The sequence below is a fragment of the Micromonospora parva genome (genome assembly GCF_040649675.1).
In the GTDB taxonomy this organism is placed as follows: domain Bacteria; phylum Actinomycetota; class Actinomycetes; order Mycobacteriales; family Micromonosporaceae; genus Micromonospora; species Micromonospora parva.
In genome coordinates, this window is sequence record NZ_JBEZFX010000004.1 from 486,953 (window position 1) to 500,808 (window position 13,856).

13 protein-coding genes and 1 tRNA gene are annotated in these 13,856 nt (G+C 70.8%); 2 read left to right on the forward strand and 12 right to left on the reverse strand.

What is annotated here, in order from left to right; all coding sequences use genetic code 11:
- Positions 1-5: 5 nt before the first annotated feature.
- From AB0C03_RS13525 to lxmK, 9 genes are all read right to left on the reverse strand, one after another.
- The gene (locus tag AB0C03_RS13525) at positions 6-902 is read right to left on the reverse strand and encodes an aminoglycoside phosphotransferase/kinase family protein (protein ID WP_357636768.1); all 897 of its coding nucleotides are present in this window, start codon (positions 900-902) and stop codon (positions 6-8) included.
- Complete coding sequence (locus tag AB0C03_RS13530; protein ID WP_051708268.1) at positions 899-1,534, reverse strand: flavoprotein; 636 nt, start codon at positions 1,532-1,534, stop codon at positions 899-901. Before AB0C03_RS13530 ends, AB0C03_RS13525 begins: the two co-directional genes overlap by 4 nt.
- Positions 1,531-2,496, reverse strand: a complete 966-nt coding sequence (locus tag AB0C03_RS13535) for an LLM class flavin-dependent oxidoreductase (RefSeq protein WP_030330385.1) — start codon at positions 2,494-2,496, stop codon at positions 1,531-1,533. Before AB0C03_RS13535 ends, AB0C03_RS13530 begins: the two co-directional genes overlap by 4 nt.
- Complete coding sequence (locus AB0C03_RS13540; RefSeq protein WP_030330386.1) at positions 2,493-4,262, reverse strand: ABC transporter ATP-binding protein; 1,770 nt, start codon at positions 4,260-4,262, stop codon at positions 2,493-2,495. The genes AB0C03_RS13535 and AB0C03_RS13540 overlap by 4 nt, the downstream gene beginning before the upstream one ends.
- A 24-nt stretch (positions 4,263-4,286) precedes the next feature.
- Positions 4,287-5,303 (reverse strand): methyltransferase, encoded by a 1,017-nt coding sequence (locus tag AB0C03_RS13545; protein ID WP_081883762.1) that lies wholly within the window; start codon positions 5,301-5,303, stop codon positions 4,287-4,289.
- A gap of 85 nt (positions 5,304-5,388) precedes the next feature.
- Positions 5,389-5,577: an LxmA leader domain family RiPP gene (locus AB0C03_RS13550; RefSeq protein ID WP_030330388.1), complete on the reverse strand. Its 189-nt coding sequence runs from the start codon at positions 5,575-5,577 to the stop codon at positions 5,389-5,391.
- 71 nt (positions 5,578-5,648) lie between these two features.
- Positions 5,649-5,831, reverse strand: coding sequence for a hypothetical protein (locus AB0C03_RS13555; RefSeq protein WP_030330389.1), 183 nt, complete (start codon positions 5,829-5,831; stop codon positions 5,649-5,651).
- Between the two features lie 102 nt (positions 5,832-5,933).
- Complete coding sequence (locus AB0C03_RS13560; RefSeq protein WP_051708270.1) at positions 5,934-6,893, reverse strand: T3SS effector HopA1 family protein; 960 nt, start codon at positions 6,891-6,893, stop codon at positions 5,934-5,936.
- Positions 6,890-7,972, reverse strand: a complete 1,083-nt coding sequence (gene lxmK, locus AB0C03_RS13565; protein ID WP_030330391.1) for a class V lanthionine synthetase subunit LxmK — start codon at positions 7,970-7,972, stop codon at positions 6,890-6,892. Before lxmK ends, AB0C03_RS13560 begins: the two co-directional genes overlap by 4 nt.
- Before the next feature lie 529 nt (positions 7,973-8,501).
- Between lxmK and AB0C03_RS13570 the strand changes: the two genes are divergently transcribed.
- On the forward strand, positions 8,502-9,650 hold the full coding sequence (locus AB0C03_RS13570) for a hypothetical protein (protein ID WP_030330392.1): 1,149 nt from the start codon (positions 8,502-8,504) through the stop codon (positions 9,648-9,650).
- 21 nt (positions 9,651-9,671) lie between these two features.
- Here AB0C03_RS13570 and AB0C03_RS13575 read toward each other — a convergent pair whose 3' ends face one another.
- Together AB0C03_RS13575 and AB0C03_RS13580 are read right to left on the reverse strand one after the other, a co-directional pair.
- The gene (locus tag AB0C03_RS13575) at positions 9,672-11,789 is read right to left on the reverse strand and encodes an MMPL family transporter (protein WP_357636777.1); all 2,118 of its coding nucleotides are present in this window, start codon (positions 11,787-11,789) and stop codon (positions 9,672-9,674) included.
- A 158-nt stretch (positions 11,790-11,947) separates the two neighbouring features.
- Positions 11,948-12,020: transfer RNA gene (locus AB0C03_RS13580), tRNA-Asn, on the reverse strand.
- Between the two features lie 297 nt (positions 12,021-12,317).
- Between AB0C03_RS13580 and AB0C03_RS13585 the strand changes: the two genes are divergently transcribed.
- Positions 12,318-12,722 carry a hypothetical protein gene (locus AB0C03_RS13585; protein ID WP_030330394.1) on the forward strand — a complete coding sequence of 135 codons (405 nt, stop codon included), beginning with the start codon at positions 12,318-12,320 and terminating at the stop codon, positions 12,720-12,722.
- 64 nt (positions 12,723-12,786) lie between these two features.
- Here AB0C03_RS13585 and AB0C03_RS13590 read toward each other — a convergent pair whose 3' ends face one another.
- Positions 12,787-13,794 (reverse strand): sugar phosphate isomerase/epimerase family protein, encoded by a 1,008-nt coding sequence (locus AB0C03_RS13590; protein WP_210865393.1) that lies wholly within the window; start codon positions 13,792-13,794, stop codon positions 12,787-12,789.
- Between the last annotated feature and the right edge of the window lie 62 nt (positions 13,795-13,856).

Below are 13,856 nucleotides of genomic sequence, written 5' to 3' on the forward strand. Positions count from 1 at the left end.
TTTCCTCAGGAGGACAGCAGGTGCCGGGCGAACCCGGTGTATTTGTCGAAGACCTTCGGCTCCCAGCCGACGTAGCTGATGTAGTCGTGCACGTGCAGCAGCACCCGGAACGCGACGGTCTCGCGCCACCGGTCGTCGAGTTCGCGGCCGTAACCGTCGAGCAACGCGTTGATCAACAGTTGCCACGCCGGCCGGTCGCCGCCGAGATACCACTGCAACTCGACGAGCTCACCGAGGACCCAGCCCAGGTCGTAGTACCAGGGCGCGGCGCACACGTCCTCGCCGATGAGCGCGTCGGCGGCCGCCGGCTCCCCCTCCGCCGGAATGAGCGAGCCCAGACCGGGCGCACCGTGGCACAGGACGCGCTCGTCGTCGGCGGCGATCTGGGCGGTGTGCTCCCGCACCCGGGCCAGGGCCGCGCCGCCGAGCCGGGAGCGCAGCAGGGATTCGGCGTACGCGCCGCGCGGGTGCGGTGAGCGCCCGTTGAGCCAGCGGGTGAACCGGACCAGCCCGCGCGGCGCTCCCCCTGCCGCGACACCGGGCGGGAGCGGTTGCGCGTGCAGCTCCCGCAGCGCCTGGCCGAGCCCGTGCAACAGCGACGCCATCGCCGGCTCGGGGCCGTTGCCCAACAGGACGGCGGCCACCGAGGTCGCGCCCCGTACCCGGTAGGTGCGGGCGTCGCCGTCGGGCTCACCCACGACCCAGTGCACCGACGTCGCGCCCGGTCGTGCGGTGCCGAGCCGGCGCGGTGCGGTGCCGGTCGGCACGAACTGCGCGGGCGCCAGCGGCCCGGGGGCGCGCCGCCACCGGTAGCCACCGGCGGGTTCCGGGCGTACCGCGGTGACCAGCAGGCCGGTGCCGAAGTCCCGGCCGGCCGGCGCGGTCACCGTGGCGGTGGTCATCGGGTCGCTCCCCCGGTCAGGACCGGCACGTCCACCTCGGCCAGCTCGCGACGGCGGGCCTCCAGCCTGCGCAGCGCCTCCGGCAGTGGTGGACTCACCCAGCCGTCGTCACGGCCGGTGGTGAGGCTGCGTGCGGGCAGCGGAGGGATCAGGGCCACGTTGCGCCGCTCGGCCAGCGTCGCCCAGTGCCGCTGGAACGCCGGGCTGTCCAGGCCACCGGGCGGCAGCGCCGGTGACAGGCCGACCGGCGCGGAGGTGCACTGCATCGCCAGCAGCGCGGGGCTGTCGGCGAGCCCGAGGGCGAGCCGGGCGACGAAGTGGAACGTCGCCGGGTAGACCAGCATGGCGTCCGCCCACTCGACGTGCTCGACGTGCCGAGCCCGCTCGCAGTCCTCCCAGGTGTCGACGAGCACCTCGTGGTCGGTCCGCAGGCTCAGCGCCTGCCGGGTCACGAACCGCAGGGCGCTGGGGGTGGCGACCACTGCCACCTCCAGCCGGGGGTACGTCTCCCGGAGCCAGTTCAGCCAGGTCGGCACGTTGCTGGCCGCGGCCGAGCCGGTGATCACCAGCAGCAGCCGCCTCAGCTCCAGCTCCGGTGTCTCCAGGAACTCCAGCGGTGGCCCGGCACTCATCGCGCCACGTTCCCGAGGATGGTCTCCAGCTCGCCCAGCGTGGTCTTGGCCCCGTAGGTCACGCAGACCCCGGCCAGGTTGAACGCCACCTCGTCGGCGCCCGCGGCGCTGAACTCCTTGATGCCCTGCGTCAGCTCCTCCTGGTCGCCGTAGAGGAAGGCGCCACCCTCGACGAGGGCCCGACCGCTGGCCCGCGGGTCGTCGGCCATGTCCACGTCGATGCCCGAGCGGCTCAACATGTCGATGTAGTGCGGCAGGCGCATGTGCCCGGAGTTGCTGTTCAGCGCGAGGTCGACCGGGTCGCGGTCGGGCGTGCGCAGCGCCATCGGCACGATCGCGACCACGCGCGGCATCGGCCGCCCGGCCCGCTCCGCACCCCGGCGCAGCGCGGGCACCACGGTGTCGCGCAGGTACGAGGCCGGCGTCAGCCAGGTGATCGCCACGTCCGCGACCTCACCCGCCAACTCCGCCATCCGGGGCCGCAGCACGCCCAGCCCGATCTCGATGGCCGGGCGGGGGAACGTGCCCAGTTCCATGCCGCAGGAGAAGAACTCGCCCTGGTGGTTGACCTTGCCGGTCTCCAACAGGGACCGGACGATCGTCACGTACTCGCGGACCGCGCCGAGCTGGCTGCGGTACGGGGCACCGAGCGTGCCGCGCTGCAACGACGCGCCACCGGGGCCGAAGCCGGCCACCACACGGTGCCCGGTGGCCACCGCCAGGGTCTGGGCGCGCAGCGCGGCGTCGTACGGGTGCAGGAACGGCATGAGGTTGACCGAGGTGCCCATCGGGACCCGGAAACCGCTGGCCGCGGCGTACGAGAAGCTGATGTGGGTGTCGCCGACGTTGCCCTGCCCCTGCCAGAGGCAGGATGCCTCGCTCCACTGGGTGAGCGCGGCGAACGGCAGCAGTTGCTCGGGGCGGCGCGGCGCGAACGGCATCATGATCGAGTAGTGCGTCATGCCAGGGCTCCTGTTCCGACCAGCATCTGGCCACGGACCAGATCGGTGTAGTTCGAGCAGTTGCGCAGAAGCTCGTCGTGCGGCCCCTGACCGACGACCTCGCCCGACTGGAGGATGACCACGTGGTCGGCGTGCTGGATCGTGGAGATCCGGTGCGCCACCACCAGCACGGCGCGGGTGGCGGCCAGGTCGTCGACCAGGTCACGGAGCTTCTGCTCGTTGATGCTGTCCAGGTGCGACGACGGTTCGTCGAGGAGCACCAGTGGGGCGTCGGTCAGCATGGCCCGGGCGATGGCAAGCCGCTGACGCTGACCGCCGGAGAGGTCGACGTCGCCGGCCAGGACGGTGTCCAGGCCCTGCGGCTTGCGGCGGATCTCGTCGGCCAGGCCGACGCGGTGCAGCACCGCGTACAGCTCCCCGTCGGAGAACGCCGCGTCGCCACGGCCCAGGGTGAGGTTGCGGCGCACGGTGTCCTGCACCGAGCTGGCCGCCTGGTCCACGTAGGCCACCTGGGCGCGCAGGTCGGCGAGTGGCCAGTTGCGGGTGTCCCGGCCCTGCACCCGGATGCTGCCCGAGGTGACGTCGGCGAAGCGCTGGATCAGCTCCACCGCGGTGCTCTTCCCCGCTCCGGAGAGGCCGACGATGGCGGTCAGCCCACGGGCCGGCACCTCGAAGGAGACGTCCCGCAGCACCGGCGTGCTGCCGTAGCTGAAGTCGACGTGGTCGAACTGCACCGCCGGCACCGGACCGGCCGGAACGGTGACCGGCTGCGCGGTCTCGCCGCCGGACTCCTGGGGCTTCTCGAAGAGGCCGGTGAAGCGTTCCCGGGCGACAGTGCCCATCTTCAGTGCCGTGACACCCGCCGCGATCATCATGAACGGGCCGGTGAGCTGAAGCAGGTAGAGCAGGAACGCCACGAAGTCGGCCAGCGACAGGGTGCCGGCGACCAACCGCGCGCCGCCCCCGGTGATCACCGCGACCAGTGCGATCTGCTGGCCCAGGTTGACCACCGGGGTCATCAGGGCCTCCATCCGGGCGGCGTCGATCTCGCGGCGGGCGACGGTCTCGGCGTGGGTGGCCAGGTCCGCGCTCACCGACTCCTCGGCCCGGTACGCCTTGATCACCTTGACGGCGTCGACGGCCGCGACGAACCGCTGGGCCAGCAGGCCGGTGGACTCCTGCACCGCGACGTAACTGCGCCGCAGTCGCTTGACCACCAGGGTGATCAGGCCGCCGGCGACCGCGAACGCGCCCACCGTCACGGCCAGCAGGAGCCAGTCCAGGAAGCCCATGATCACCAACGTGCCGATGGCGGTGAGCCCGGCGATCGGGAGCTGGATCGGGCCGACGTCGATCAGCTTCTTGACCCGCGAGGTGTCAGCGGTGATCCGGGTGACCAGGTTGCCGCTGCCCTCGCGTCGTACGTCGGCGAGCGGCAGACGCAGCGCGTGACCCATGGTGCGGACCCGCAGCCGGCAGATCATCCGCTGGCCCAGCCGGGAGAGCAGGAAGGTGGCGAGCGTGTTGGCCAGTGCCGCGCCGAGCCCGAAGACGATCAGCCAGACCGTCCAACGGTCGGCGGCGCCGTCGCCCAGCGTGGCGATGAGCCGACCGACCGCCCAGGGCAGCGCCAGGGTGCCGGCGGTGGACGCCAGGGCGAGCAGGCCGATCAGCAGCATCGTGCCCGGGTGCCCGGTGGCCAGGTCGCGCAGGATGCGCAGCGGCCGGTCCGCTTGTTGCCGCGCCTCCGGCGGATGGTGTCGCATGGGATTCTCCGTTCGGCAGCTGTGCTAGTGGGCGGTGAACTCGATCAGGGTCCGGACCGCCGTGGCGGGGCCGCGCCAGGAGACCTGGAGGCCGGCCTCGGCGCCGAGCCGCTCGATGTCCTCGACCGTCCGCGTGGGCGCCGGCATCATCGACCGCAGCTGAAGTTCCGAGCCGGGGCCGGAGACCGGCATGGCGATGTCGGCGACCAGCACCCGGCCGGTGGCCCCGGCCGCCTCCCGGCAGCGCTTCAGGATCAGGACCGCCTCGTCGTCGGACCAGTCCGCGAGGATGGCGGAGAGCAGGTACACGTCCTTGCCGGGCGGCAGCGGGTCGAAGAAGCTGCCCTGCACCGCCGTCACCCGGTCCGCGACGTCGCTGCGCGCGAAGCGTCGACCGGCCTCCGCCGACACGTTCCGCAGGTCGAGCAGGGTGCCGTGCAGGTGCGGGTGGGCCCGGGCCAGGGCCATGGTCAGGCTGCCCAGGTGACCGCCGACGTCGATGAAACTGTCGACGCCGCTCCAGTCGTACTCGGAAATGATCTTTCCGGCGTCCCAGCGGAGCACCTGCTTGTCGAGCTCATCGGCGGCCTCGCCCTGCTCGCGCCACTCGGCGACGAAGGCCGGGTCGGTGTTCACCGCGTCCCAGTAGTCCCGGCCGAACTCGGCGGCGTAGCCCGGCCGGCCGGTACGCACCGTGTGGTCGAGGCGCAGCAGGCTCAGCGTGATGCTGCCGATCATGCCGTCGTTGCGCAGGACCTGACGCACGCTCTGCGGATGGTCCGAGCGCAGCGGGTCGCCCAGCGGGGTCAGTGCGTACTCCCCGTCGGGGCCGCTCTCCAGGATCTTGATCTCGACCAGGTAGCGCAGCAGCGTCCCGGTCACGTCGGGGGCGCTGCCGGCGCGGTGGGCGATCTCGGCAGCGGTGGTGGCGCCGGCCGCGATGTGGTCCGCGATGCCGAGCGTGGCGGCCGCGCGGACGGCGGCCGGGACCAGAAGGTCGGTCATGGTCAACAGTTGCTGGAAGGGCGGGATCTCAGTCATCGCGGTGCACCTCGCTAGGGGTCGGCAGGGTCCGAGCGGCGGGCCGGCGGGATTCCGGCCCGCCGCTCCGGACCTGGTACTCGTTTCAGCAGCCGTCGTCGATGGTCTTCGAGACCACCTGGCCGCTCATCCAGCTGACGCCGGCGCTGACGATGGCGCAGCCGGGAGTCGTGGCGGGAGCGTCCGAGACGGCCGAGAGGTCGATGTCCTCGGCGGTGCTGTAGGTCTCGTAACCCGCCAGCAGCTCCTCGATGTTGTTCGCCTTCTCCTGCATGTACCTCTCCTCTGTGTGCGTGGTGTTACCTGACGTCCGCCTGAGCGCGGACGGGATCGGGGAAGAGCTGGTCAGCAGGTCGCCTCGTAGGTGGCGGCGGTGAGGAAGCTGACCGCGGCGCTCGCGCAGTACCAGGTGGTCGCCGGGGCGTCCGCGACGGCGGAGACACCCAGGTCGTCGTCCGCCTCGAGGTAGGTCTCGTAGCTGGACACGAGCTCCATGATGTTGTCGCTCTTGGTGATGTCCGTGTTCACTTCTCTCTCCTTCGGGGAAGCACTGAGCTCCAAACTGGGAACGCCCCTGTTGACCCTCCCAGCAAGCGAGCTCAGGTCTTGGCGATGTGTTGTCGGTCGGTTTCAGACGGTGGTGTTGCGGGCCGGGTTGGTCGGGTCGATGCCGGCCTCCCGGAAGCGCGAGACGATCAGCGAGTCGACCCGCTGGAGGTCGTCGGCGGCCTCCACCAGTGCCGCGGCCAGGACGGTGGCGCGGTGCTGGCCGAAGCTCAGCCCCTGCCTGCCGGACCTGCCGTCGACCGGTTCCCAGGCCGTGCCGACGCCGGGGGCGATCCGCTCGACGAACACCGACGTCTCGGGGCCGGTGCCGCGCAGGCCCTGGGCCAGCTCCGCCAGGTCGGCGGCGACGTGCTGCCAGTCGCTGCCCAGGTAGACGACTATCGCGTCGCGTCGGGGATAGAGCTCCCGGGCTGAGAGCACCTTCGCCCGGTACGGCACCTGGCGCTCCTCGAGGAACGTGAGCACCTCGCGCCAGGCCTCGACCGCGTGATCCACGTCGAGGACGTTGAGGTAGACCCGCAGCACACCCCGGGAGGTGTCCCGTTGCCGGGAACCGTCGACCAGGAAGAAGCCCGGTGACAGCGCGGCCCGCCACGGCGGTACGGCCAACCGCACCGGTTCGCCCGGGGCGTACCCGGTCGTGGTGATCGCTTCGATCGGCGCCCAGATCCGCAGGCCCTCACGTTCGACGAGGATCCGTCCGCGTCCGGCGGCGTCGCGCTGGACGGTGGACCGGACGACGGCCCCGACCTGGATCTGCCGGTGCGGCACGGCCGCGGTGAAGCGTTCCTCGAGTGCGTCCTCCCGCAACCGGGTCGGCACCTTGCCGTCCGGCTGGCCGGAGTGCAGCACGTTGTAGATGGATTCGGCGAGCAACCGGCGAAGCTCGCGGGGGAAGTCGGCGACGACCTCGCGACCACCGATCACGGCCGTGGTCCGGTCCGGGGAGACCCGGATCTGACGGACCGCGTCCCGGATCGCGGGGGCCAGTTCCTCGGCCAGTGGTTGGGCTTGCAACGTCATCGGGCACCTCCAAAGCCGAGGGTGGTGGCGAACTTCTCGGGGTTGACCAGCGCGGCGCGGCCGACGCCGGCGGCGGCGCGCTGGATGGCGGACAGCCGCGACGAGGACAGGGCGCCAGCGACCAGCCGGTCCAGCAGGTGCCAGCCGGCGAAGGCGGTCGCGCGGACCGCGAGGCCCGCATCGATGTCCGGCCGGACGTCGGTGTACGCCCGCCAGAACTCGTGCACCAGCGGCAGCAGTCGGCGCATCTTCTCGACACCGCGTTGCAGGACCAGCTCGTGGGTGAACTCGGTGTCGACGAACGCCTCGTCGCCCCGGTTGGTGACCAGGTCGAGCACCGACCGGTAGACCCACTCCCCGGCGAACGCGCCGACGTCACGGGCCGGGTCGGCCAGTCGGAACTCCTCCCAGTCGGTGAGGAACAACCCGTCCTCGGCGACCAGGAACTGGTCCACCCGCAGGTCGCAGTGCGAGGGGACGCGGGGGGCGTCCCGTTCGGCGTCGCGCAGGCGCTGCACCGCGGCGATCAGCTCGGGGTCGTTCTGCAACAACCGCCAGGCCTCGATCTCGCCGGCACTCGACTTGAGGAACACCGAGAGCGGCAGGCCCTGCAGGAACGTGACCGGCGGAAACCCGGGCGGCGACTCGTCGAGGCGCAGGCCCTCCGGTGGCGGGGTCGCGTGCAGGTGGCCGATCGCCCGGCCGACCTGCTGCGCGTGGGCCAGGCTGAAGGTCTCGTCGACCATCAGCGCGGCACCGTTCACCGCGTCGTTGATTCGTTCGAAAACGACGATCCGGTGGTCGGGGTGGCTGCCGATGAACTGCGGCCAGTGCACATTCTCGAAATTGGCCTTTGCGGCGTAGGCTTCGAAGTCGAGCAGCCTGCGCATTCTGTTCTTGGTGTCTTCGACCTGTCCGGTGAGGCGCTTGACGAAAACGTCCCGACCGCTTTCGGTGACTCCCGACCAGGCGTCGTTACGGCCGATTGGAGCAGAGACAGTGTCCCGTACGAACGGGCCGACACCCAGCTCCACCAGCACTTCGTCAACCTCGGGGACCGAGTCCAAGTCGATCGGCATCACGTGTTTCGTGACCACCGTCGCCACCTCCAACAATTCTCGGACGGGCACGCCAAGGCGCAGCCAACGTTCAGTTGAATATTCCGGCGAGGGTGCCGGACCCGGTCTTCCGCCTGCCTTTGCGACTGTCTTTCTGTCGTACCGGCGAGCGGCGTGGTTGAAGATAATCACGACCGGGTAGGACCCGGCAAGGCATCGATGTCGGGCCGTATTAAATTCGTTTCTACGGGCCGCGGCATTTTGTCCGATGTACCGGTTGGCCGAACCCGACAGGACGGCCGGTCAGCCGGCGAAACCCCAGGTCAGCGCGGATCGACGGGGGTTAAACCCCGGAATTTCCCGGGTTCCAACTTTCGCAACTGGGCGATCCGCTGGCCCAGCGACGGCGAGGCCGCCGCAACGGCCCGCCCGGATGCGCCAAAGTGGCTGGTCAGGGCCCGTCCAGCGGTCCGCGCGACAGCACCGGGCGACCGGTCGCCGGGTCTGCCACGTACCCCGAAACACTGCTGTAGACATTTATGATCTTCTGATGCAGACGACTGTGGATCGAACGGGACTCGGCAGACTCATCTCCGCGGCCGGGGGCAGCGCCGACGGCATCACGGCGGTGATCGACGACCTCGGGGCGGACGCCGTCGCCGCCACCGTGGTCCGCGAGCTGCTGCACCGGGCGGACGTGCCGGCGGGCCCCGACGTCGCCGTCCAGGTGGGACTGCGGCACGGCGACGCGACGATCCGGTACGGGCTCCAGGTCGGGTCGGCGGGGATCGCACACCTCCCCGAGCCCGTCGGGACGCCCGACGCGTCGCTGACCCAGGACCTCACCGAGGTGGTCCGCAGCCTGTTCGGGCCGCGCGGCGCGCAGTCCAGCGCGAGCCGGGTGGTCCACTGGGGGCACCTGGAGGACCCGTCGGCGTTCGACCGCCCACTGCCCGCCTACGACGTGGTCCGCCGACTCGTGGACGCGCTGGACCGGCCGTACGACATCGGCCTGGCCGAACTCTGCGTCCGCTACGGCTCCGACAAGTGGGGCCACCACACCTACCCCCGCCGGTACGAGCAGCACTTCGGCCCGCTGCGCGACCAGCCACTGACCATCCTGGAGATCGGGGTGGGCGGGTTCGGTGACCAGCACCGCGGCGGGGCGTCACTGGAGGTCTGGCGGCGCTACTTTCCCCGGGCGCTCGTCTACGGGCTCGACATCGTCGACAAGTCGCACCTCACCGACCAGCGGGTCACAGTGCTGCAGGGCGACCAGTCGTCCCCCGCCGACCTGGCCCGGGTGGTGGAGGTGATGGGCCGGCCGGACATCGTCATCGACGACGGCAGCCACGTCAGCGCCCACCTGCTCGCCTCGTTCGCCTCCCTCTTCCCCGTCCTGCGCCACGGCGGCCTGTACGTCATGGAGGACCTGCAGACGTCGTACTGGCCGACCTTCGGCGGTCGGGCCGGGACCTACGACGACCCGGCGACGAGCCTCGGGTTCCTCAAGACGCTCGTCGACGGCCTGCACCACGAGGAGATCGTCGGACGGACCCCGGCCTTCACCGACCCGGACATCGGGGGCGTGCACTTCTACCACAACCTGGCGTTCGTCGAGAAGGAGCGCAATCTGGACGGCGGAGCGCCGTCCTGGATTCCCCGGGGAGTGCGGCAACGCGCCGGCGTGCCGGACTGACAGCGGCGCGCGCGAGCCGTCTCAACCAGCGTCGCGCGCCTCCCGCTCGCCGTTCGCCCGGGACAACCGGCCCGGCCACCAGATCTTCGGCCCGATGTCGTACGCGAGCGCGGGCACCAGCAGCGAGCGGACGACGATGGTGTCGATCAGCACCCCGATCGCGACAGCGGTACCCAGCTCGACGAGCACCACAAGCGGCAGGACGGCGAGGGCGGAGAACGTCGCGGCGAGCACGATGCCGGCGGAGGTGATCACGCCGCCGGTGACGGCGAGACCGGAGAGCACCCCGGCGCGGGTGCCGCGCTTCACCGACTCCTCGCGGACCCGGCTCATCAGGAAGATGTTGTAGTCGATGCCGAGCGCGACCAGGAAGACGAACGCGAACAGCGGGAACGACGAGTCCACGCCGGGGAAGTCGAAGACGTGGCGGAACAGCAGCGCGCAGAGACCGAGGGTCGCCGCGAAGCTGAGCAGCACGGTGGCGATCAGCAGCACCGGGGCGAGCAGCGCGCGCAGCAGCAGGGCCAGGATGACCGCGATGACCACCAGCACCACCGGGATGATGACGTTCTGGTCGCGCTTCGCGGCGTCCGAGGTGTCCACGTTGATCGCGGTGAAGCCGCCGACCACCGCGTCCGCGCCAGGCACCTGGTGTACGGCGACCCGCAGCTCGCGGATGGTCCGTTCGGCGCCGTCGCTGTCGGGTGGGTCGGCCAGCGTGGCTTCCAACTGCACCCGCCCGTCGACGACCTTCGGGGCGGCGTTCGCCTCGGGTGGGCCGGTCTGCGGCCCGGTGGTGAGAGGGCGGACGTCGGCGACGCCGGGGACGTCCTTCGCGACCTGGGCGACCTGCCGGGCGGTCTGCTCGGTGGTGAAGATGGTGGCCGGGCTGCCGGTGCCGGCCGGGTAGTGCCGGGAGATCACTTCCTGGCCGTCCACCGAGTCGGTGCGCTGGGTGAAGAGGTCGGACTGGCCGAGGGTGGTGGCGCCGAGCTGGGTGAGGCCGAGCGTCAGCACTGCCAGCACCACGGCGGTGCTCAGCCAGATCGGCCGGGCGTGCCGGGCGACGAAGCCGGCGATGCGGCTCCAGATGCCGTGTTCGGCCCGTGGGTCGGCCTGGTCGGCTTCGGGCCGTCGGGGCCAGAACGCCCACCGTCCGCCGAGCACCAGCAGCGCGGGCAGGAAGGTGAGCATCACCAGCAGGGTGGCGCCGATGCCGATGGCGGCGACCGGGCCGAGCGCCCGGTTGGAGTTGAGGCTGGACAGCAGCAGGCAGAGCAGGCTGACGATGACGGTGCCGCCGGAGGCGATGATGGCCGGCGCGGCGCCCTTCCAGGCGGCGCGCATGGCGTCCCAGGGCCGGTCGTGCTGGTGCAGCTCCTCCCGGTAGCGGGCGATCAGCAGCAGCGCGTAGTCGGTGCCGGCGCCGAAGACCAGCACGGTGAGGATGCCCTGGGCCTGCCCGTTGAGCTTGAGCACGTCCGCGTCGGCGAGCAGGTAGACGAAGACCGAGGCGAGGGCGTACGACATGCCGGCGGCGAGCAGCGGGAAAATCCAGAGGACCGGGCTGCGGTAGACGACCAGCAGGATGATCAGCACCACGACCAGGGTGACCAGCAGCAGTGGGCCGTCGATCGCCGAGAAGACCTCGATCAGGTCGGCGAGCAGGCCGGCCGGGCCGGAGACGTCGACGGTGAGGCCGTCCCGGCCGCCGCCGGTGATGTCGCGCAGTTGCTCGACGACCGCGCCGATCTCCTCGCCCTCGGCGTCGTCCACCGGCACGACGACCTGCAGTGCCTGGCCGTCCTCGCTCGGGATGGGCGGGGGCAGCGGGGTGACCACGCCGGGGATCTGGGCGAACCGGGCGGCGTCGGCGCTGACCCGTTGCCGGTCCGCGTCGGTGATCCCGGAGCGCCGCTCGTAGACGACCAGCGCCGGGGTGGTCTGCCGGTCGACGAACTCGCCGGCGAGATCCTGGGCACGGGTCGCCTCGGCGTCGGTGGGCAGGAAGGCCGCGTTGTCGTTGGTGGCCACCTCGCTCAGACGTCCTGCGTACGGGCCGGACACGCCGCCGATCACCAACCAGGCCAGCACGACCGCCACCGCGATCAGCGTGGCCCTGCCGCCTCGTCCGGACATCCGCACTCACCTCAAGGATCGACGCATCAATCGACGCAGCGGGAGCCTCAGTCGACATCGACCATCCTGCCGGGCAGGCAGGTCCAGGGTGGGTGAAACAGGGTCACACACACGAAAACGCCCGTCGGCATCAGGCCGACGGGCGTTGGGTGGAGAAGCTCCCCCGATTGGACTCGAACCAATAACCTGCCGGTTAACAGCCGGCTGCTCTGCCAATTGAGCTACAGGGGATCGTGCACCGCCCGGAATCGGATCTCGCCGACGCCGTGCGACGGGACAAGAGTACAGGACTTTCCCCCGTGGCGGTCCAGTGGGTTCCACCCGGACACCTGATGATCGACATCCGCAGGTCAGGTGCCACGACACATCGACATACAGGGTAAATCGCCATCCCGGCCCAGACATGCTTGAGCGGAGAGCAGGATGGGTAGTTAGCTGCGGACAGAGGACGCAGGCGCGAACAGGTCGCCTTCCGACGGGGCAACCCACCGGGAGGATGACGGCGCGTCAGGTACGGAAGGAGCCGCCATGCGCGGAAAGATCATGTTTCTTGGCGGGCTGGCTGCGGGATTCGTCCTGGGCGCCCGTGCCGGCCGGGAAAAGTACGAAGAGCTCGTGGTTCGGGGCCGCAAGGTGCTCGACCACCCGACCGTCCAGGAGGCGGCCGGGGTCGCGCAGGCCCAGGCCAACAAGCTCTACAGCGAGGGCAAGGACAAGCTCGGCCAGACCAAACTGGCCGAGAAGCTGGGCACCGGCAACGGCAGCACCGGCAAGCAGGAGCTGACCGCCGCCGACGACGCGTTCGCCGGCACGCCCGCCACCGTGGGCGCCAAGGCGGGCACCAGCACGGTCGGCACGACCTCCGGGTCGCCGTCGTCCACGAACCCCCGCACCAAGCCGTCCGGCTCGGGCACGAACGCCAGCACGCTCTGACCACACGCACGTACACGGGCCGGTCGCCGCAGGGCGACCGGCCCGTGGTCGGTCCGGGGTGCGATCAGTCCTTGCTGCTGAACGCCGCGTCGAAGGCGGCGCTCGGTGCGTCGAAGGCGAGCCGGCGGACGAACTGCAACGCCTCCGGGGCGCCGACCAGCCGGTCCATCCCCGCGTCTTCCCACTCGACCGAGATCGGGCCGGTGTAGCCGATCGCGTTCAACGCGCGGAAGCAGTCCTCCCAGGGCACGTCGCCGTGGCCGGTGGAGACGAAGTCCCACCCGCGGCGCAGGTCCGCCCAGGGCAGGTGCGAGGCGAGCCGGCCACGCCGGCCGTCCCCGGTACGCACCTTCGCGTCCTTGCAGTCCACGTGGTAGATCCGGTCGGCGAAGTCGAAGATGAAGTTCACCGGGTCCAGCTCCTGCCACACGAAGTGCGACGGGTCCCAGTTCAGACCGAACGCGGGCCGGTTGCCGATCGCCTCCAGCGTCCGCTTCGTCGTCCAGTAGTCGTACGCGATCTCGCTGGGGTGCACCTCGTGGGCGAACCGCACCCCCACCTCGTCGAACACGTCGAGGATGGGGTTCCACCGGTCGGCGAAGTCCTGGTAGCCGCGCTCGATCATCGCCGGCGGCACCGGCGGGAACATCGCCAGGGTGTGCCAGATCGACGAACCGGTGAAGCCGACAACGGTCTTCACCCCGAGCTTCGCCGCCGCCCGCGCGGTGTCCTTGATCTCCTCGGCGGCCCGCTGGCGAACCCCCTCGGGCTCTCCGTCGCCCCAGATGCGGCCGGGCAGGATGTCCTGGTGCCGCTCGTCGATCGGGTGGTCGCAGACCGCCTGGCCGACGAGGTGGTTGGAGATCGTGAAGACCTGGAGGTTGTACTTCGCGAGGGTCTCCTTCTTCCGCTCGACGTACGAGTCGTCGGCGAGCGCCTTGTCGACCTCGAAGTGGTCGCCCCAGCAGGCGATCTCCAGACCGTCGTAGCCCCACTCGGAGGCGAGCCGGCAGACCTCCTCGAACGGAAGATCGGCCCACTGGCCGGTGAAGAGCGTGATGGGTCGCGCCATTGTCCTTCTCCCCTGTTGTGATGGGGATTCCCTGTGCGGACCGGGGCGAGGGGTGACCGGAC